This is a genomic window from Bacillus sp. FSL K6-0138 (assembly GCF_037982765.1).
GTDB classification, from domain to species: domain Bacteria; phylum Bacillota; class Bacilli; order Bacillales; family Bacillaceae; genus Bacillus; species Bacillus glycinifermentans.
Genome location: NZ_CP150286.1, coordinates 4,528,796 through 4,549,339 on the forward strand (window position 1 = coordinate 4,528,796; position 20,544 = coordinate 4,549,339).

17 protein-coding genes and 1 pseudogene are annotated in these 20,544 nt (G+C 46.2%); 6 read left to right on the plus strand and 12 right to left on the minus strand.

What is annotated here, in order from left to right:
* Positions 1-24: 24 nt before the first annotated feature.
* The 3 genes from iolC to iolA form a co-directional block, all read right to left on the minus strand.
* Positions 25-1,002 carry a 5-dehydro-2-deoxygluconokinase gene (gene iolC / locus MHB78_RS23625; RefSeq protein WP_046130530.1) on the minus strand — a complete coding sequence of 326 codons (978 nt, stop codon included), beginning with the start codon at positions 1,000-1,002 and terminating at the stop codon, positions 25-27.
* 27 nt (positions 1,003-1,029) lie between these two features.
* A complete protein-coding gene (iolB, locus tag MHB78_RS23630; RefSeq protein WP_046130531.1) occupies positions 1,030-1,845 on the minus strand; it encodes a 5-deoxy-glucuronate isomerase in 816 nt (271 codons plus the stop codon).
* A 75-nt stretch (positions 1,846-1,920) separates the two neighbouring features.
* On the minus strand, positions 1,921-3,384 hold the full coding sequence (gene iolA, locus MHB78_RS23635; RefSeq protein WP_046130532.1) for a methylmalonate-semialdehyde dehydrogenase: 1,464 nt from the start codon (positions 3,382-3,384) through the stop codon (positions 1,921-1,923).
* A 409-nt stretch (positions 3,385-3,793) separates the two neighbouring features.
* Between iolA and MHB78_RS23640 the strand changes: the two genes are divergently transcribed.
* The 4 genes and pseudogenes from MHB78_RS23640 (at position 3,794) to glpT (ending at position 8,075) form a co-directional block, all read left to right on the plus strand.
* The gene (locus MHB78_RS23640; protein WP_046130533.1) at positions 3,794-4,549 is read left to right on the plus strand and encodes a DeoR/GlpR family DNA-binding transcription regulator; all 756 of its coding nucleotides are present in this window, start codon (positions 3,794-3,796) and stop codon (positions 4,547-4,549) included.
* Between the two features lie 75 nt (positions 4,550-4,624).
* On the plus strand, positions 4,625-5,560 hold the full coding sequence (locus tag MHB78_RS23645; protein ID WP_046130534.1) for an aldo/keto reductase: 936 nt from the start codon (positions 4,625-4,627) through the stop codon (positions 5,558-5,560).
* Positions 5,561-5,803: 243 nt separating this feature from the next.
* A pseudogene (locus MHB78_RS23650) lies at positions 5,804-6,693 on the plus strand (glycerophosphodiester phosphodiesterase).
* 20 nt (positions 6,694-6,713) lie between these two features.
* The gene (glpT, locus tag MHB78_RS23655) at positions 6,714-8,075 is read left to right on the plus strand and encodes a glycerol-3-phosphate transporter (RefSeq protein WP_046130535.1); all 1,362 of its coding nucleotides are present in this window, start codon (positions 6,714-6,716) and stop codon (positions 8,073-8,075) included.
* Between the two features lie 151 nt (positions 8,076-8,226).
* Here glpT and htpG read toward each other — a convergent pair whose 3' ends face one another.
* Positions 8,227-10,107 (minus strand): molecular chaperone HtpG, encoded by a 1,881-nt coding sequence (htpG, locus tag MHB78_RS23660; protein WP_046130536.1) that lies wholly within the window; start codon positions 10,105-10,107, stop codon positions 8,227-8,229.
* A 427-nt stretch (positions 10,108-10,534) separates the two neighbouring features.
* Between htpG and MHB78_RS23665 the strand changes: the two genes are divergently transcribed.
* The gene (locus tag MHB78_RS23665) at positions 10,535-12,073 is read left to right on the plus strand and encodes an ABC-F family ATP-binding cassette domain-containing protein (protein ID WP_046130537.1); all 1,539 of its coding nucleotides are present in this window, start codon (positions 10,535-10,537) and stop codon (positions 12,071-12,073) included.
* A gap of 34 nt (positions 12,074-12,107) precedes the next feature.
* Here MHB78_RS23665 and yidA read toward each other — a convergent pair whose 3' ends face one another.
* The 4 genes from yidA to MHB78_RS23685 all read right to left on the minus strand — a co-directional run bounded on the left by yidA (position 12,108) and on the right by MHB78_RS23685 (position 15,389).
* The gene (yidA, locus tag MHB78_RS23670; RefSeq protein ID WP_046130538.1) at positions 12,108-12,920 is read right to left on the minus strand and encodes a sugar-phosphatase; all 813 of its coding nucleotides are present in this window, start codon (positions 12,918-12,920) and stop codon (positions 12,108-12,110) included.
* A 154-nt stretch (positions 12,921-13,074) separates the two neighbouring features.
* Entirely contained in the window at positions 13,075-14,124 is a 1,050-nt protein-coding gene (locus MHB78_RS23675) for an iron-containing alcohol dehydrogenase family protein (RefSeq protein ID WP_046130539.1), read from the minus strand.
* Positions 14,124-14,774 carry an MtnX-like HAD-IB family phosphatase gene (locus MHB78_RS23680; RefSeq protein ID WP_046130540.1) on the minus strand — a complete coding sequence of 217 codons (651 nt, stop codon included), beginning with the start codon at positions 14,772-14,774 and terminating at the stop codon, positions 14,124-14,126. The genes MHB78_RS23675 and MHB78_RS23680 overlap by 1 nt, the downstream gene beginning before the upstream one ends.
* A 150-nt stretch (positions 14,775-14,924) precedes the next feature.
* Positions 14,925-15,389: a hypothetical protein gene (locus tag MHB78_RS23685; protein ID WP_046130541.1), complete on the minus strand. Its 465-nt coding sequence runs from the start codon at positions 15,387-15,389 to the stop codon at positions 14,925-14,927.
* A gap of 159 nt (positions 15,390-15,548) precedes the next feature.
* Here MHB78_RS23685 and MHB78_RS23690 point away from each other — a divergent pair, with 159 nt between their 5' ends.
* Positions 15,549-16,520: an iron-hydroxamate ABC transporter substrate-binding protein gene (locus MHB78_RS23690; protein ID WP_046130542.1), complete on the plus strand. Its 972-nt coding sequence runs from the start codon at positions 15,549-15,551 to the stop codon at positions 16,518-16,520.
* A gap of 282 nt (positions 16,521-16,802) precedes the next feature.
* Here the strand turns inward: MHB78_RS23690 and MHB78_RS23695 are convergent, their stop codons facing one another.
* From MHB78_RS23695 to MHB78_RS23710, 4 genes are all read right to left on the minus strand, one after another.
* Positions 16,803-16,961, minus strand: a complete 159-nt coding sequence (locus tag MHB78_RS23695; RefSeq protein ID WP_046130543.1) for a FeoB-associated Cys-rich membrane protein — start codon at positions 16,959-16,961, stop codon at positions 16,803-16,805.
* A 16-nt stretch (positions 16,962-16,977) separates the two neighbouring features.
* The gene (gene feoB / locus MHB78_RS23700) at positions 16,978-18,990 is read right to left on the minus strand and encodes a ferrous iron transport protein B (protein WP_046130544.1); all 2,013 of its coding nucleotides are present in this window, start codon (positions 18,988-18,990) and stop codon (positions 16,978-16,980) included.
* Positions 18,987-19,214: a FeoA family protein gene (locus MHB78_RS23705; RefSeq protein WP_046130545.1), complete on the minus strand. Its 228-nt coding sequence runs from the start codon at positions 19,212-19,214 to the stop codon at positions 18,987-18,989. The genes feoB and MHB78_RS23705 overlap by 4 nt, the downstream gene beginning before the upstream one ends.
* A gap of 131 nt (positions 19,215-19,345) precedes the next feature.
* On the minus strand, positions 19,346-20,431 hold the full coding sequence (locus MHB78_RS23710; RefSeq protein ID WP_046130595.1) for an acyltransferase family protein: 1,086 nt from the start codon (positions 20,429-20,431) through the stop codon (positions 19,346-19,348).
* Positions 20,432-20,544 lie beyond the last annotated feature (113 nt).

Genomic DNA, 20,544 nt, shown 5'->3' on the forward strand with positions numbered 1-20,544 from the left:
GATCCCACCTTTATTCGTTCTTTTTTAAGACTGTGCCGCAATAAGCTGTTCGATTTCTTCAACGGTCGGCATGGCTTCTGATGAGCTATGCTTGCTGACGACAATAGAGGCTGAGGCGCTTCCGTATTTCAAAGCCGTTTCGATTGTCTTTCCTGTCACGAGGCCGTAGATAAAGGCCGAAGCATACGAATCGCCCGCCCCGAATGTTTTCAAGACCTTTGTTTTATAGGCTTTTGCGCGGAAGACCTCACCCGATTTGCTGTAGGCGTATGAGCCGTCCACACCGTGCTTGATGACGACGAGGTCTGCAGAGTGCCCGAATAAATGCTGGACAGACTCTTTGTTGCTTCCCCGGCTCTTGTTTTCCATCACGTCAAATTCATCGCGCGTACCGATAACGATGTCAGACTGCTCGGCAACCAGCGTATAGTAAACCGAAGTCTCTTCCTGTGATGTCCATGTATACGGGCGGTAGTCAAGCTCAAATACGACTTTGACGCGATGTTTTTTCGCAAGATTCACCGCTTTTAAAACCGCTTCGCGCGACGGACTTTTTGCCAGCGCCGTACCGGAGACAAGGAGCATCTTCGATTTGGCGATGTAGCCTTCGTCTACCTCTGAAGGTTCGAGGTAAAGGTCTGCAACATCATCCCGGTACATTAAAATGCTGCACTCTTCGGGGCTTTTGATTTCGGTAAAGGCAAGACCCGCCTTATGCCCCTCTTTGTCAACGACCATTTGAGAGGTGTCGACGCCCGTTTTTCTCATATATGATTCTATAAATCTGCCATGCTGGTCATCCGGAATCTTGCCGATAAAGCCGGCTTTCAATCCCAACTTTGAGCTGCCGATCGCAATGTTGGCCGGCGAGCCGCCGACATATTTCGAAAACGTCATCGTTTCTTCCATCGGCCGGTTGTATTCGACAGCGTTCAAATCAATGCATGCGCGGCCGATCGCCACAATGTCAAATTCCTTCTCTTCGTTAAACGTATATTTCATCTTCAACAGCCACTCCTCGCCTGATTGTTAGCGTTCCAGGATCCATTCATGGTCTGGATCGTTATGAAACTTCCACTTGCGCACAGGTCCTGCCATGACATTTAAATAGTAGGATGTATAGCCGTCAGGAACCCCCACCGGATGATATCCCGCTGGCACGATGACAACGTTTTCATTCTCGACGGTCATCGTCTCGTCAATGGAGCGGTCATCCGTATACACGCGCTGGAATACAAAGCCCTGTGCAGGGTCAAGCTCATGATAGTACGTTTCTTCTAAAAACGATTCTTCTGGCAGATTGTCTTGATCGTGTTTATGCGGCGGATAACTGGACCAGTTTCCGCTTTCGGTGTAGACTTCGACGACCAAAAGGCTGTTCGCCGAAGGGTCTGAATCGGGAAGAATGTTATGGACGGTCCGTTTGTTGCTGAATTTTCCGCGGTGCTCAATGCCGTTGTCTTCCGCTTTAATCAATTTCGTCGGCAGCTGTTTTTCTGAAGGGGAATAACAAAGGGCGATCCTCGCCTGTGTAACCGCTGTCACTTCAAACGTGCGGTCATTTGACACATAGACGCTGTCCGTCGGTTTTTTTTCAAACACGCTGTCCCTCGTGCCGATGTTCTCAAATGTCACATCTCGATCAGACACCGTGATTTTTCCGGTAACCGCGACGATGCAGCATTCCTGTTTGTTTAATTCCTCCGAGTAGCGGGCGCCGGGTGCGAGATCGATGACTTTAAATTCCACATATTGAAGATCCGAATTTGACGTTTTGACTTCGTGTACAACCTTCACGCCTTGAGAAAGCTCAACCGCCTGCGGCTTGCGCAGCAAATGACTCATTGAAACAGCCTCCTTTTTATATCTTGAAACATGGACCGAACAGCGCGGGATTCACGCCGTTCGGAAATGATCTGTTTAGTTGAAATCAGGCGCCGGATATCTTGCAGTTACGACTTTTTTGCGCGTATAGAAATCGACGCTGTCTTTTCCGTTAGCATGCAGCGTTCCAAAGAACGATGACTTCCAGCCTGAGAATGGGAAGAATGCCATTGGAGCCGGAACGCCAAGGTTGATCCCGAGCATGCCCGCATCAATGTTTTCGCGGAAATAGCGGATCGCGTTGGAATTTGAGGTAAACAGGCATGCACCGTTTGCAAATTCAGATTTGTTGGCGATCTCAATCGCTTCTTTTAAGTTTTTCACGCGGATAACCGACAGAACCGGCGCGAAAATTTCGTCTTTCCAAATCGTCATATCGGTTGTCACATTGTCGAAGATCGTCGGGCCGACGAAATAACCTTCGTCAGATACGTTTCCGCGTCCGTCACAGACGAGTCTGGCGCCTTCTGCAATCCCTTTTTCGATATATCCGAGCGTGCGCTTTCTGTTTTCTTCGCGAATGACCGGGCCTAAGAATACACCGTCATCCAAGCCGTTTCCGATTTTGACTTCGGACGCTTTCTCAACCAATTTTTCCATAAATGCATCGGCGATATCTTCCTCTACGGTTACAACCGCACAGGCCATGCAGCGTTCTCCGGCAGAACCGAAGGCTGCGCCGATGATATTTGTCACCGTATCCTCCAGGTTGGCGTCGTTCAGCACAATCGTATGGTTTTTGGCTCCCGTCAACGATTGAACGCGTTTCAAATGCTCGCTTCCTTTTTTATAAACATACTCTCCGACCGGTTTGGAGCCGACAAATGAAATTGCTTTAATTTCCGGGTGCTCCAAGATGCCGTTGACGACATCATGCGCGCCGTATACCACATTGAATACGCCTTTTGGAAGTCCGGCTTCTTCAAACAGCTCAACCAGCTTCTCCGTCAACAGCGGCGTGCGCTCGGACGGTTTCAAAATAAACGTGTTTCCTAAAGCAATCGCCATCGGGAACATCCAGCACGGAACCATCATCGGGAAGTTGAACGGGGCAATTCCGCCGACGACACCAACCGGATAGCGATAGTTTGCCGCTTCAACGTCAGTTGCGATCGTTGCGAGCGAATCACCCATCATTAAAGACGGAGCCCCCGCGGCAAATTCGACATTTTCGATCCCGCGTCCCACTTCGCCAAGCGCTTCTTTTGTGTTTTTTCCGTTTTCGATCGTGATCAGGCGGGCAAGCTCTTCTTTATGCTGAGTCAAAAGCTGGTGATAGTTAAATAGGATTCTCGCCCGGCGCGGCACGGCTATTTTCGACCAAGTTTTGAACGCTTCCGCCGCTGTTTGGGCGGCGTATTCTATATCCTCCCGCGTGGAGATCGGCACCTGGCACAGTACTTCTTTCGTTGCAGGATTGACGACATCTTCGTATTTATCGGTTTTGCTTTCAACCCATTCGCCATTAATATAGTTTCTTAACTTTCTGATTTCTGCCATTCTTATAACCTCCTTAATTATTAATCCTCTGGTACAGATAGGGCGTCATAGACGGCATGCATGACCGATTCGAAAAAAATTAAACGCTTACAAAAAAACAACTAACTTCGCTACAATAAAAGAACCGAAAACGATATGTAAAGCCTTTTTAAGCTCAACATTTCATAAAAATTATCACGTTTTGGTCACTTCTTGGTTATATTCTAATCCGATCATACCCATAAGTCAATCATTAAAAAAATAAATTTTTCCTTGAAAATCTTAGTATAATATATGTGTAATAATATGGAATACAGCCAATCCTTGCAAAAAATAATCACCAATGTTATCATTTCTTAAGCAATTATTGATTAACTCTTGGTTTTTATCTATATTTTAATTAAAGATTCCATGAAGGAGATTTTAAAATATGAAATTGATGCGGATAAAGGAGATGGAAGAGTATATTTTGACAAATGGCACCGTTTCATTAGACGAACTGTGCCAGGTCTTTAATGTTTCTAAAAACACGGTCAGACGCGATATCAACAAATTGACTGAGAAAGGGGTTATCAAAAAGGTATACGGCGGCGTGACGGCGATTGAAAAAACGGTTTTGATCCCTTTCGAAAATCGCACAATCCAAAATAAAGACGCCAAAACGAAAATCGCACATTACGCTTCACGGTTTATCGAAGATCACGATCTCGTCTTTATCGATTCCGGGACGACGACGCGGTCCATTTTAGAAACGCTTGATCCAAATAAAAATGTAACCGTTTTAACGAACAGTCTTGATATTATCAATGCCGCGGCAGCCTTGAAAAACATAAACCTTATTATCATCGGCAGCAACTTTAAGCGGAAAACGCAGTCCTTTGTCGGGATGGATGATCCGGGGACATTGGATAAATACAACATCAACAAAGCCTTCATGTCGGCCACAGGAGCAACTTTGACACACGGGCTGACAAACTCCGATTTGCTCGAATATGAAATCAAAAAGAAGATTTCTGAAAAAGCAAAGGAAGTCTATTTGCTGGCTGACCACTCCAAATTCGGCAAATCAACCTTGCTGACGTATGCGCGCTTTGACAGGCTGCACGCCATTGTAACATCCAAGCCTCTTGATGAGGATTACAATCAGTTCTGCCAAGAGCATAAAATTGAAATCCATCTTGCATAGCGTTTATAGTGAAAGAGAACAACTTGGCCGGCCGGGCCGGTCAAGTCTGTCTATTAATTTTTTGGAGGGGAAACGATGAAAAAAGTAAGAATGGGCAAGTCTGATCTTCACGTATTTCCGATCGGTTTGGGAACAAATGCAGTCGGCGGCCATAACCTCTATCCGAACCTGAATGAAGAAACGGGAAAAGAACTGGTTAGGGAAGCGCTCAAAAACGGCGTGACGATGCTGGATACTGCATACATATACGGAATCGGCCGTTCTGAGGAGCTGATCGGTGAAGTCCTCCGCGAATTCAACCGCGAAGATGTTGTGATTGCAACGAAAGCGGCTCACAGGAAAGAAGGAAACGATTTTGTCTTTGACAACTCTCCGGCATTTTTGAAGAAGTCTGTGGACGAGAGCTTACAGCGTCTGCAAACAGATTACATCGATCTCTTCTACATTCACTTCCCAGACGAACATACGCCGAAAGATGAAGCCGTCCAAGCGCTCAACGAGCTGAAAAAAGCGGGGAAAATCCGGGCGATCGGCGTCTCCAATTTCTCTCTCGAACAGCTTAAAGAAGCGAATAAAGACGGACTTGTTGATGTTTTCCAAGGCGAATACAACCTGTTGAACAGGGAAGCGGAAACGACCTATTTCCCGTATATCCAGGAGCATGATATTTCGTTTGTTCCGTACTTCCCGCTCGTATCAGGACTGCTCGCAGGTAAATATACAGAAGACACGACATTCCCTGAAGGCGACCTCCGCAGGGAGATGGAACATTTCCAAAGCGACCGTTTTAAAGAAAATATCAGAAAAGTGAACGAGCTGGTCCCGATCGCTGAGAAGCACAATGTTGACATCGCTCACGTCGTATTAGCCTGGTACCTTGCAAGACCGGAGATTGACATGTTGATTCCGGGAGCAAAACGCGCAGACCAGCTGCTGGATAACTTAAAAACGGCTGATGTCAAACTGTCTCAAGACGATATCGATGACATCGACCAATTGTTTGCAAAATAAACATTTAAAAAACCTATCTTCCATGATAGGTTTTTTTACAAAAAATATTGACAGCGCTTCCAACTCTGATATGATAGGGATTAAGTTAATAATAGTGACGGAGATTCAGGAGATCCACAGAAAAACCCTTTAGTTTCAGAGGTTTTTTTGGGGTCTTTTTTCTATGTCGCTTTATTAGCAGATTCATATCCAAAGGGGGAAAGTGAATTTTTGATCCAAAAAAAGAAAGGGGAAACGAACAAAGTGAAAGGACTTTTACGCAGTGTATTCATGTGCGCCGCTCTGATCGGAACCGGCTTAGGAGCGGGCGTTCAGGCGGAGGCTGCGCAACCGGCCGCCAAACCGCTCAATCCTAATAAAATACTAAACATCGCCCACCGCGGTGCATCGGGCCATGCCCCTGAACATACTCTATCAGCCTATGAGCTTGGACAGCGTATGAAAGGAGATTACATAGAAATCGATCTGCAAATGACAAAAGACGGCCGATTGATTGCCATGCATGATGAAACACTGGACCGCACAACAAACGGAACGGGACCGGTCAAAGATCATACATTAAAAGAAATCAAAAAACTGGATGCCGGCTCGTGGTTTAATAAAAAATATCCCGAATCGGCGAAAGATGAGTACGCCGGGTTGAAGGTTCCAACGCTCGAAGAGGTGATTCAAAAGTTCGGCAGAAACGCCGCTATTATATTGAAACAAAATCGCCCGAAGTCTATCCAAAAATGGAAGAAAAGCTGCTGCAAATCCTAAAAAAATATAAATTAACGGGGCCAAGCGTTCATTCGAACAAAGTCATCATCCAATCGTTCAGCACTGAAAGCTTAAAGATCATTCACCGCCTGGACCCTGGCATCCCTCTTGTGCAGCTGCTTTGGTACGATGGGCCGGCGGCCGTTTCGGATGACGAGCTTGAGGCGTATCAATCTTACAGCGTCGGTCTCGGGATGAACTTTGATCAAATTGATCGAGCATACGTCCAAAAGGTGCGCAAACACGGATTGCTCGTTCACCCTTATACTGTCAATGAAAAAGAAGACATGCAGAGACTGTTCGATTGGGGCGTCACCGGAATGTTCACCAACTTTCCCGATCGCCTGCATGAAGTGTTAAACGAAAACAAGTAATACAGACACAGGAGGACAACATGATTAAGCTTTTTAAACCTGCACCGCCGATTGACAGATTGCCTGATGAAAAAATCGATGCTGAATATAAGAAATTCAGACTGCAAGTGTTTCTCGGCATTTTCATCGGATATGCAGCATACTATTTAATTCGCAAAAATTTCTCGCTCGCCATGCCGTATTTTATCGAAGAAGGGTTTTCAAAATCACAGCTGGGCCTGGCCTTGTCAGCCCTTTCGCTGTCTTACGGCATCAGCAAGTTTGTGATGGCGACGATATCGGACAGAAGCAATCCGAGAATGTTCCTGCCGGCAGGTTTGATTCTTTCCGCCATCATCAGCCTGCTTATGGGGTTTGTTCCTTTCTTTACTTCTTCTGTAGCCGTCATGTTTATTATGCTGTTTTTAAACGGCTGGTTTCAGGGGATGGGCTGGCCTCCGTCAGGACGCGTCCTCGTTCACTGGTTCAGCGTGAGCGAAAGGGGAAATAAAACGGCGATCTGGAACGTCGCCCACAATGTCGGAGGCGGATTGATGGCTCCAATTGCCATTGCGGGTGTTGCAGTATTCGCCGGAATCGCCGGCACATCTTCTTCAGGATATGAAGGCGTGTTTATATTGCCTGCACTCGTCGCAATCGTCATCGCATTTATCTCATATTTCTTAATCCGCGATACGCCGCAGTCTGTCGGACTGCCGCCGATTGAAGAATATCGCAACGATTATTCAACAAAAACGAAAAAAACGTTTGAAACCGAATTATCGACAAAGGAAATCCTGTTTAAATACGTATTAAATAATAAATGGGTTTGGGCGATCGCACTTGCGAACATTTTTGTCTATTTCGTCCGCTACGGCGTATTGGACTGGGCGCCTACCTATTTAAGCGAAGAAAAAGGGTTTGATATGAGCAAATCAAGCGTTGCCTATTTTCTGTATGAATGGGCGGGTATTCCGGGAACGCTTTTATGCGGCTGGATCTCTGATAAATGGTTTAAAGGACGCCGCGGACCTGCCGGCTTTGTCTTTATGCTCGGCGTGTTGATCGCCGTGCTCGTATACTGGTTCAACCCTGCGGGAAATCCGTTGGTCGACATGATTTCCTTGATTGCGATCGGATTTCTCATCTACGGCCCGGTCATGCTGATCGGCTTGCAGGCGCTTGACTTTGTACCGAAAAAAGCAGCCGGAACCGCCGCAGGGCTTACAGGCCTGTTCGGCTACCTTGGCGGAACGATGACAGCCAACGCTTTAATGGGAGCCATCGTTGATGCAGCCGGCTGGAACGCAGGATTTACTTTATTAACGGCTTCCTGCGCGATTGCTGCCCTCATCTTTGCGATGACTTGGAATGTTCGTGGACAGGAGGTCGTCAAGCATTAAGTGAAAGGATAGAAATGGGTGATCCCCCAATATCAAAGAGCTGGCTGCTGAAGAGTTTCAAGACTTCCGGTGCATTCTTGTCCTTGGCAAAGACGTAAAAAAAAGCAAAGTAAAAGCTGCGTCTCGAGGCTTCTCGAGACGCAGCTTATTTTTACGACATTACTTTGCAGATATCGTTCGTAAACTCGACAGGATCTTCGATCGGCAGACCTTCGATGAGAAGGGCCTGGTTGTACAGGAGGCCTGTGTACAGTTTGAATTTTTCTTTATCGCTTTCAAAAGCGTCCTGAAGCGTTTTGAAAACGTCGTGATTTGTATTGATCTCCAGTACTTTGTCGGCTTTGACATGCTGATTGTCAGGCATGGCGTTTAAAATTTTCTCCATTTCGATCGTGACTTCGCCGTCGGCAGCAAGGCATACAGAGTGGGTTTTCAGGCGTTTTGACGCCCTTACGCTTTTGACTTTGTCGGCCAGTATGCTTTTCATTTCATCGAAAAGGGCTTTGTGCTCTTTCTCGTCCGCATCAGATTTGTTTTGGTCTTCGTCTGCCTCGATTCCGAGGTCGCCGCTTGAGACGGATTTGAATTCTTTCTCCTGATACTGCCCCAGCATTTTAATGGCAAACTCGTCAATGTCTTCGGTAAAGTATAAAATCTCGTATCCTTTTTCCGAAACGAGCTCAGTTTGCGGAAGCTTTTCGATCCGGGCATACGAGTCTCCTGACGCGTAGTAAATAAATTTCTGATCTTCAGGCATTCTCGATACGTACTCATCCAGCGTGACAAGCTTTTTCTCTTTGGAAGAGTAGAACAGCAGCAAGTCCTTCAGCATGTCTTTGTTGGCGCCGAATTCGTTGTAGACGCCAAACTTGAGCTGTCTGCCGAACGATTGATAAAAAGACTCGTATTTTTCCCTGTCATTTTTCAGCAGGCTTTTCAGCTCATTTTTGATTTTCTTGCTGATGTTTTTGGCGATCAGCTTGAGCTGGCGGTCATGCTGGAGCATCTCTCTTGAAATGTTGAGGGATAGATCCTCTGAATCTACCATTCCCTTCACAAAGCTGAAGTGGTCAGGGAGCAGATCCGGGCATTTGTTCATGATCAAGACCCCGTTTGAATACAGCTCCAGGCCTTTCTCAAATTCTTTTGAATAATAGTTGAACGGAATGTTCTCCGGTACGAACAATATGGCATGGTATCTGACTGCACCGTCGACGCTCGTATGAATATGGGCGAGCGGTTTGTCAAAACCGTAGTGCTTTTCCGCATAAAACGCTTCATAATCCTCTTTTGTGAGCTCGTTTTTATTTTTCCGCCAAATCGGCACCATGCTGTTGACTGTCTGCTCTTCCTGGACTTCTTCGAATTCGTTTTCGCCGTCTTCTTTCGGCTTATTGACGGTGACATCCATCTTGATCGGATAGCGGATGAAATCGGAATACGATTTAATGATTGATCTTAAACGGTGCACGTCAAGGTATTCATCATAACTTTCATCATCCGTATTTTCTTTCAGTTTCAGAATGATGTCTGTACCGACGTTATCTTTTTGGCAGGGCTCGATCGTATACCCGTCGGCTCCCGCAGATTCCCACTTATACGCTTCATCGCTGCCAAGCGCCTTTGTGATAACGGTGACAACATCAGCCACCATAAACGCGGCGTAAAATCCGACGCCGAACTGGCCGATGATATCGTGCCCGTCTTTCAGTTCATTTTCCTGCTTAAACGCAAGCGAACCGCTCTTTGCGATCGTTCCGAGGTGCTCTTCCAGCTCCTCTTTTGTCATGCCGATCCCGGTATCTGATACGGTCAATGTTCTGTTTTCCTTATCGGCCTTCACTTTTATGTAATAGTCATCTTTGTGAAATGTTAAAGAATCATCCGTGAGCGCTTTGTAGTAGATTTTATCGATGGCGTCGCTCGCGTTGGAGATCAGCTCCCTTAAAAAGACTTCCTTTTGGGAGTAAATTGAGTTAATCATGATGTCTAACAATCTTTTGGATTCTGCTTTGAATTCTTTTTTAGCCATCTTTTCTCTCTCCTTTTTGTGATGAAAACGATTTTTCAATATCCTTCCTATTCACATCTTAAATAACATACCGTCTGATTGATGTCAATATGTAATGGAAATGAGCAATTTGACATCCGTACCCGTCCTTCATATAATTTGATAATGAAGGAAATTTTGACTGCATGAGGTGGAAAGGAATGAAAATCTTATCAACTGTTCTTAAAAGAGAATTGGCTTAAAGACGGGAGAAGTCTGCCCTTTTTTAGACAAGCCATCTCGGGAACAGTTTGATACGATTTCACATCCTTTCTTGCTGTATGTTCATATGTAGCGGGTGAGGTGTATTTGCCTTACCCGCTTTTTTTGCCGGCAGGATGGCGATGCTTCGCGCTGTTCTCTTTAGATGGCTTGTTTTTCAAAAATAAGCCTGAAGGAGAGAATGATCATGAGTATTGTCAATGTAACGAACCTTACCCATATGTACGGAGACCGGATCATATTCCGGAATGTCAGCTTCCGCTTGCTGAAAGGCGAGCATGCCGGCCTCGTCGGGGCAAATGGCGCCGGAAAGTCGACATTGTTCCGGCTTTTGACCGGAAGCCTGCTGCCTGATGACGGGTACATCGAATGGCATCCGAATATCCGGGCCGGTTTTCTCAAGCAGCACGCCGAGCTGACGGCGGGCACCACCATCATGGAATACCTGGAAAAAGCCTATGAACGGCTTTTTGAAACTGAAAAGAAAATGAATATGCTTGCCGAAAAGATGGCGAACGCCGGAGACGGCTTGGACGCCATGCTGAAAACATACGGAGAGCTTCAGGCTGAACTGGATGCTTCGGGGTTTTACCGTATCGGCGCAAAAATCGAGGATGCGGCCCAAGGACTCGGACTGACGGAGATCGGGCTTCATCAGGATGTCACGGCATTAAGCGGCGGTCAGCGAACAAAGCTGCTGCTGGCCAGGCTTTTGCTCGAGGAACCAGATGTGCTCTTATTGGATGAGCCGACCAACTATTTGGATGCAGCGCATATTGACTGGCTTACCGGATATTTGAAGCACTATGAACACGCGTTTCTCGTCATCTCGCATGACGAACGTTTTTTAAATGAGATCACGACGGTGACATTTCATTTGGAGCATCAAACGATCAAGCGCTACCCTGGGAACTATCAATACTTTCAGAAGGAATATGCACAAAGCAGGGTGCAAATGGAAGCTGCTTACGCCAAACAAAGCAGGGAAATCGAAAAATTGGAAGCATTTATTGACCGGAATCGAATCCGGAAGGCGAAGCAGGCAAAAAGCCGGGAAAAAACGTTGCGCAAAATCAAGCGAATCGAAAAACCGGCAGATCCTCCCGCCCCCCGCTTTGCATTTCAGACAGGGCGAAATCCGGCGATGACCGTGCTCAAGACGGAAAAGCTTGAGGCCGGTTATGCGGTGCCATTATTCAAACCGCTTTCCCTGACTGTAAAGCGGGGCGATAAAATCGCCATCGTCGGAGAAAACGGCGCCGGAAAATCGACGCTTGTCAACACGCTGCTAGGCGAGCTTAAGCCCTTAAGCGGCATTGTCACGGCAGGACAGCATTTGCAGGCCGCTTATTTTAAACAGGAAAGCCTCGCCTCACGCGAGACGCCGCTTGAAAAAGTACAGGCGCTCTTTCCGAATGTAGCAGAAAAAGACATCAGGCAGACGCTGGCGATGTCCGGTTTGACACAGGAGCATATCAGCCAGCCGCTTGCCACGCTCAGCGGAGGCGAACAGGCAAAAGTCCGGCTTGCGGAGCTGATGCTTTCAAGAAGCAACCTGCTCGTCCTTGACGAACCGACGAACCACCTTGACAGATCGGCAAAGCACGCTTTAAAAAAAGCGCTCTCGAACTATAGCGGAACGATTTTGCTCGTGTCCCATGAACCGTCCTTTTATGAAGACTGGGTGACGCACGTCTGGCAGATTGAAGACTGGCGGCGCAAGTAAAGAAAGAGCCGGCCTTTTCGAAAGGCCGGCTTTTTTATTTGGATAATACAAGCTCGTGAATGGCGTGGGCAACGCCGTTTTCATTATTTGATTTCGTTTCATAATTTGCAGAGGCCTTCACCTCAGGTATGGCATTCCCCATCGCAACTCCGCAGCCTGCCCATTCGATCATTGTCAGATCATTGCCGTTGTCACCTATCGTCATCACCTCTTCTCTTGCGACGCCTAACAGATCGGCGAGCTGCCGAACGGCATTTCCTTTACTGGCCGCAGGATGAAGAATTTCGTAAAAGAACGGCGAACTCTTCACCATTGTGTAACGTTCCTTTACTTCCTCCGGTATAGCGGCGATGGTCCTGTCAAGCTTCTCCGGCTCATCAATATACATCGCCTTCGTCACCAGTATGTCTTCCGGTATCTCCTCCATCGTCCGAAAACGGAGCGGAACCTGGGTGACGTTTGATTCATAGACTGTATAGGGGCTGATATCGCGGTTTGGCGTATATAAATAAGATGAGTCGAAAAAGTGCATCGGGGTATCAAGGGTTTGGCTGAGTTCATATAAAGATTTCAAATCTTCATAGCGAAGCGTCAGCTCTGATACGACCTCCTGTGTATGCGTATTTTGAACAAGCGCGCCATTATAGGCGATAACATAATCGCCATCTTCATTTAAATTCAGTTCTTCCAGATAGCGGCTTACTCCGCCGAGAGGGCGTCCGGTACAAAGGACGATCTTCACGCCTTGCGCTTTCGCCGCATGAAGGGCATCACGCACTTCCTCTGTTACCTCATGAAGGTCATTCAACAATGTTCCATCCATATCTATCGCGATTAGTTTGTACATGTTCCACTCTCCCTGATTAAAATCGTGCCTCAAACTCATACCTATGACCTATTTCTCCTTTATTTTACCACAGTCCTTGCCTTTTCCTTTATGACATCATCCGGAAAACTCCCCACAGCAAAAAACAGCCTCTCGCGGAGACTGTTTGCATGTCTTAAAATATGTCTTGAAGAATGGGGTCTTCATCAAGCAAACGAAGCGCTTTTTCACGGTATGCCTTTTCATGCAAATATGTATAACGATTTGGCTTCACCGTGTGGGAAAGGCTGATCGCTTCACGAAATTCATGTTTGTCAAGATGAAGCGTTTTTACATAATCGAAAAAACCCGTTCTTGTAAACACCTTTTCAATTCTCTCAGCACGGTGATCCTGGACATGGGCCATTATATAGGTGGCCAACCCTACTTGTATACCGTGCATCTGCGGTTTTTTTGAGATTTTATCGAGCGCATGGGATATCAGGTGCTCTGAACCGCTGATGGGTGCGCTGTTCCCGCTGATTTCCGTGGCGATGCCGCCCATTGTTAATGAACTGACCAACTCTTTCAAAAAGATCGGCTGTTTAATATCCTTCATCGGCGTACGGACGAAACTGTTCACTGCCTTTTTGCTGAGCATAGACGCGAACGCATTCACATTGCCGGCTCCGTGCCGCTCTTCAAATTCCCAATCATAAAGGGCGGTAATATTGGACATCAGGTCTCCAATCCCGGCTAAAATAAAGCATTTTGGTGCTTTTTGAATGATATTCAAATCGGCAATAATCCCATAAGGAACCCGGGCCGGCACCGTCGTTTTTTTGCCCTCGACCAGAAGAGAACAATTGCTGCTCGCAAACCCGTCGTTGGATGCCGATGTCGGAATGCTGATGAACGGGGTGCGTTTTGAAAAAGCGATATATTTTCCGCAATCAACGACATATCCACCGCCCATGGCGATCATGACATCATAATTCCCGATGGAAAATGCTTTCTGAATCAGCTGCTGAAGATCGAGGCCGGACGGCAGTTTAACGGCTTCGACTTTGACTTTTTGAAAAGCGGATTTTAATGAATTCTCATATTGCTGATATGAAAAGTCATCAAAAAACATAATGGCCTTATCAAACTGGTGCTTTTCCAAGATCGCCTCCAACCGGCCAAATACGCCTTCACTAATATCCAAAACCGATGGAATGGCGATATTCGTCACCCGGCGCGGCATTAGACGATCATTCCTTTTTGCTTTAAGTGCCGTTCGATATCCTCGAAAGTCTCAACCGCTACAAACGGCACATCCTGCTCACGCAATATATCCTGGAGCGCGTCTTTTGCAAACGTAACATCCGCAAACTTTGCCGGATGGGAATCAGGTTCGCTGTCACCCGCGAAATAAACCGTCTGATACTGTTCCTTCAACCTTTGTATAACCTTTGATTTATCAATGCCATATCGTTCAGAGTAGTGCCAATGGTTTTTATCAATTGTCATATGGACGTTGTCTTCTTTAAAAAAGCCTTTATTTGAATAAACCTCGACATTTTTAATGCCGTATTTTTTCAAAATATAATGAATATAATAATCTGTTCCTGCGCTTAGAATGAAAAAGTCGCCGCCATTTTCCCGGACATGCTGAATGAAGTCTGGTACATACTCATCAATCGGAATGGAATGGATGTCATCGATGATTGTTTGTTCGCTTTGATTGATTGAAGCGAAAACGGTGCCTAAAAATTCAATATCTTTTAATTCTCCCGCCTTCCACTTTTTAAACAATTCATGGCCTTCAGGAAAATATTTATCAATGACCATCCAATAAAAGTCCTGTTTGGAAATCGTCCCGTCAAAGTCTGATACAAATGCCCATTCCTTCATGCTGCATACCTCTTTTCTCTATGGAATTTAAAATATAAGATATATTATACAGAAGTTTGTGAAATATTGAACATGATGATATTTCTTTTTTGTGTCCTTTATTTCACAAGGTGAACATTCCTGCCGGGCTAAAAATACATCGTCAAGTGTTTATGATTCTTTCCCAGTACGCTGTTTCCCTTTTTCCGTCACGGCAAATTTCCGTTTCATTTTCTTGATCTTTTCCGCTTTTCGAAACCTCAGGGCAGACCAATCATCATCAATTGCGATCTGGCGAACCGGCTCATAGCCTTGATCAGCAAGCAATGCGGCTACCGTCTCGCGGCTGCAATCCGAACCCTTGTACACTTTGGAGGATTTTTTCGGATAGCAAAGCCAAAATAATCCATCCTCTGCCACATGATGCTCCGCTTCCCGGGCTGATGCCTGCAGATCTTCATTTGCCGTGCCAAAAACTTGCACAAAGTCATATTTGCCATTTTCAGCCCTGTCATGCACTTCACCTTGAAATGCTGCCTTGATTTCATTGTAAGGCTCTGGCGCGTTTACGATGAGCACAGGCTGCCCGAAGTCCTTAAACTGCAATTTTTTTATAATCGGATGTGTTTCCGCCATCTCTTGATCAATCCTTTTCTGTTTATAGTAACAAATTATCCAAAACAATAATCATCATACAAAGCAAAAAAAGTGATGGACGAATGAGGACTTTTTCTGCTATATTTACTTTGATAATGCGAATCATTATCAATTATATACATATATACGGAGGGTCAAATGAAAAAGCGTTCGTTTATTATCGGATTGATTATGATATTATGTTTGTTCGTCAGCGCTTGCAGCTCGTCACAGTCCAACGGGAACACCGGCAGTGAAAAAGGGGCTGCCGAGGCGGCGACAAGAACCTATAAATCGACACGCGGCAATGTAAAAATTCCCGTCAAGCCAAAACGGATCGTCACAGACTTTTACGCAGGGGAGCTGTTCTCAGTAGGCGCGAACGTTGTCGGCTCCGGGTCCTGGTCTTTTACAAACCCATTTTTAAAGGATAAAATGAAGGATGTCACTGATGTGGGCGACCCGATCAACATCGAAAAAGTGATGAAGCTGAAGCCTGATTTAATCGTCGTCATGAAAGATGACAATTATGACAAGCTTTCTAAAATCGCGCCGACTGTCGTCATCCCTTACAACACCGCCAAAAACGTTCAGGAAACCGTAAAGATGTTCGGCGATATCGCGGGTGCAAAAACCGAAGCGGAACAATTCCTTGCCGATTTTGATCAAAAAGCGAAGGGCGCAAGGAAAAAAATTGATAAAGTCATCGATAAAAACGCCACATTCGGAATTTACGAAAACACGGATAAAGGAAAGTTCTGGGTATTCAACGACAACGGAGGCCGCGGAGGCCAAGCCGTCTATAATGCCCTCGGCTTAAAAGCCCCTGAAAAAATCGAAAAAGACGTCATCAAAACCGGGGAAATGAAAGAACTTTCGCTTGAAGTCGTGCCTGAATATGCGGCTGACTACATGTTCGTTACCGACTACAATCCGAACGGAGACAGCAAAACGCTCGACAAGCTGAAGGAATCTGCAGTTTGGAAAAACCTTGACGCCGTTAAAAACAACCGCGTTTTCATCAATGACTTTGACACCTTCTATCCATACGATCCGATCTCTGTCAGCAGGCAGATCGATTTGATTACTGATATGCTGGTGAAGCGCGAGAAGGAAAATCAGAAAAAATAAAAAAGGCGCTTCCAACCGAACTATATTGCGTTGTTAGTATAAGATACATGATAAAAGCAGTGGATTTCGCAATTGAAATCACACTGCTTTTTTATTTTTCAAGCAAAAAAAGGAAATTAATATAAGTTAACCTAATAATACCTATATTACTTTAATAGGAGTGGATAATGGCAATGGATTTAAAACACCGTAAAATTTGGAATGAGAACTACAAGGATTCGGAAGAAAATACCCATGCCCTTATGAGCGAAGTGCGGACATAAAAAAACAGCTGAGACAATCTCAACTGTTTTTCATTTTCACGTCGTCACAGGCGGATTGGCATGTGCGATTCAGCTCACAGGCGGCACATTTTCCTTTCCGGCTTCTTTTTACAAACTTAAACAGCGTCCAAGCCGCATATCCGAAGATGAGCGTCCCGACCGTAATATTAAACAGCATACCGCCAGATCCCTCCTTATGATAGCCCCAGCAATTTTCCGCCCTGATAAATCACGAATGTCAAGGCGTAAGCGGTCGCCAGACCGTATAAAATCGACAAAAACATCCATTTTTTCGAGGTTGTCTCTTTTTTTATCACGGCTACTGTCGCCAGGCACGGAACATACAACAGCACAAATGCCATAAATCCGTACGCTGCCAAAGGCGAAAATTGATGCGCCATGACCCCCTGCAATTGTGATTCTGGCACAAAGTAAATAATGCTCATTGAAGCGACGACGACTTCTTTGGCGAGAAATCCCGTTAACAGCGATGCGGCGGCCTGCCACGTTCCAAAGCCGAGCGGCGCAAGCAGCGGGGCAATTACGCCGCCGATCATTGCCAAAAAGCTGTGATCCATTTCTACTCCCGTTCCGCCCGGTCCTGTATAAGACAAGATCCAAATGAGGACAGACCCGCCAAAAATATATGTCCCGGCTTTGCGGACAAATCCTTTTCCTTTTTCCCACGTCGACCGCCATAGCGTACGGGCCTGCGGCAGACGGTACGGCGGCAGTTCGATGACAAAGAACGACTTTTCTTCCTTCAGCTTGGACGAAGATAAAAAGGCTGCCAGCGCCAATGCTGCTGCGATGCCAAGGACGTATAAGGAAAGCACGACCAGCGCCTGGTGAGCCGCAAAAAAGGCTCCGGCAAACAGCGCGTATACCGGAAGCCGCGCCGAACAAGACATAAAAGGCGTCAGCATGATGGTCAACAGCCTCTCTTTTGGCTGCTCAACGGTTCTGGCCGCCATGACGCCCGGCACATTGCAGCCGAAGCCGATGATAAGCGGAATGAATGCTTTTCCGTTTAAGCCGATCGCCTCCATCAGACGGTCCATCACCATCGCGACTCTCGCCATATATCCCGAATCTTCAAGGAGCGATATAAAGAAAAACAGAATGAATATTTGCGGTACGAATACGAGAACACCGCCGACCCCGGCAATAATCCCGTCGAGAATCAACGCTTTGATGAACGTGCTCGCCCCAGCCGCCGCTAAAGCTGAAGACGTCCAGTCTGTCAGCGGACCGCTCATCCATCCGTCAAGCGCATCAGACAGCGGGACGCCGAGCCAGTCGAACGTCAGCATAAACATGAGATACATGAATCCGAGGAAAATCGGAATCCCCAGCACATGATGGGTCACAATCGCGTCAACCCGCTCGGTTAACGTCCGTTTTCCGCTTGATTCGAATTGAACGGAGTTCGAAATCACGCGTTCGATATACTGTTCCCTGACATGGTAAATGTGCTGGTGCAAGGGCTTCGCCGTTTTCTCTTTCACGATTTCTTCTTCGGCCGCCTGGCGGATCTTTTCCAAGGCGGCTTGATCAGCCGAAGACTCCAGCTGCTCCTTCATTTTCGAATTACCTTCTAAATATTGAAGGGCCATCCAGCGCTTCGGAACGCCGGGCCGTTCCGGTATCACTGTTTCAAGCTGACGAATTGCCTGCTCCAACACGCTGCCGTAATCGATCACCAGCGGCTTTTGCCCTTCGCCGTTCCGCGACAGCAGATGGCGGCTGAGTTCGTCGCACCCTGTGCCGTTCCGGGCGATGATCGGAATGACCGGAACGCCAAGCTGTTTTGACAAGCCGGCATGATTGACGATGATGCCGCGCTGCCTGGCCACATCTGTCATATTTAAACCGATCGTCAGCGGTTTCCCGAATTCGAGAAGTTGTACCGTCAAATGGAGGTTTCGTTTTAATTGAGAAGCATCCACAATATTTAAGACTTCGGTAAACGGCTCGTGCAATAAGAAATCGGTGACAACCCCTTCATCCCGCGACAGGGGGCTTAACGTATATACGCCGGGAAGATCAATCATCATCCCTTTTTTATTGCGGATCATTCCGACTTTTTTCTCGACGGTGACGCCGCTCCAGTTCCCCACGTATTCATAGGAACCTGTCAATGCATTAAATAATGAGGTTTTTCCCGTATTCGGGTTTCCAAAAAGCGCAATTTGCTGTCCAGTCATCGTTTTTCAACCTTTATTTTTTTCGCATCGGTTAATCGAATGCCGATCGATTGCCCGGATGTTTCAAACATACACGGCCCGCCGAACGGCAGTTTCCGCTTCATACAAATCTCTGTGTCTTCTTTTACTCCGAGATGAATCAGCCGCTGCTGCACCAGCTCATTGACGTCTGAAAAATCTATGATTCTCGCTTTATCCCTTTGATTCAATTCTGCTAAAACCATCATCGGTGCCTCCATTGATGAAAATGATTCTCGTTATCATATTATGATTATAGGTAACTCGTCATTTAAAAAGCAAGTGAATATTTTAGCAAAAAAAACAGCGGAAAATCTGTCGATTTTCCGCTTGGATTCTACCCTGCGTGATGCTGTATGTTCTGCTCTGTTTTCCGCTGTTTCGGCTGATAGATTTTGCCGACGAACATATAACCGTATTTACACTTGTTGACCGCCCATGAGATGAACATCGCACCGCCTGTACAAATGACAAAAAGCAGCACACAGGCAGCCGCCGCATGGAGCCCCTCAAAGGCGGTTAAAATCACGAGTCCGAAGATGAGCAGGAAGGCGTGCAATAAATAGATGGAAAAAGAATAGTTGCTGATCATCATGATCAGCCTCGGAACTGCGTTCAGCTTGGAAAACAGGTGAAAGCACAAGAAAATGATGCTCGTGGAGTAAAACATGATATCCGGGCGCTTTGAGTTAACAGCAATATTCTCCCCGAAAAACGATATGGCGACAATCGCAGCAGCCGAAATGAGAGCTGTACCGTACACCGCATACTTGTACTTGTCCAACAGAGCCAAAAAGCTCTTGTAGTTCTTTCCGCAATAATACGCCAGGCAAAAGTAAAAAAGCCAGCCGGGAAAAGGCACCCATGAAAACGGAAACGGCGCCATCTCTTTTAAAACGGGCGGGTTGATGAATGTAAAATAGCTTAAGTAAATAGCGGTGGCCGCAAAAGAAACGGAAAGCACCCATTTCGGGGAGGCCTTTTGCAAAAAAGAGTGAAAGCACATATGCAGAAGGTAAAACTGAAAGATGACGAGAATAAAGTAGCCGATGAAATTCCCTAAGAAAATGTTGGCCAACAGCTTGTTTACGATCGCCGTCATATGAAACTGCTGCATCATCAAGCCGGTCATGACAAACGCATCAAGAACGGCGATGAATAGAAAGGGAACGAAAATCGTCTTGAATCTCTTTTTCAAAAACCCCTGCGGAACACCGCCGGGATATGCGTGCGCCAGCAAAAACTCGGAAATGAAAATAAACGCCGGCGTGCTGAACATCAGGAGGGTTCTGAAAGATTCAACAACGCGGACGGTATCACTAAGCATGTCTCCCCGAAAGAAAAGGACCATGGAAATCGTATGGAGCAAAACGACGCTTAAGCAGGATATACAGCGAATGACGAAAATTTCTTTCACTTGCACATCTACCACTCCTCTTTCAAATTTGAAATATTTTAAAATTAACATAATCATCCAAATCAAAAAAGAGGCGAAGTGCTCAGGCCGCATGAAATATAAAAAGGAGATTAGACAGC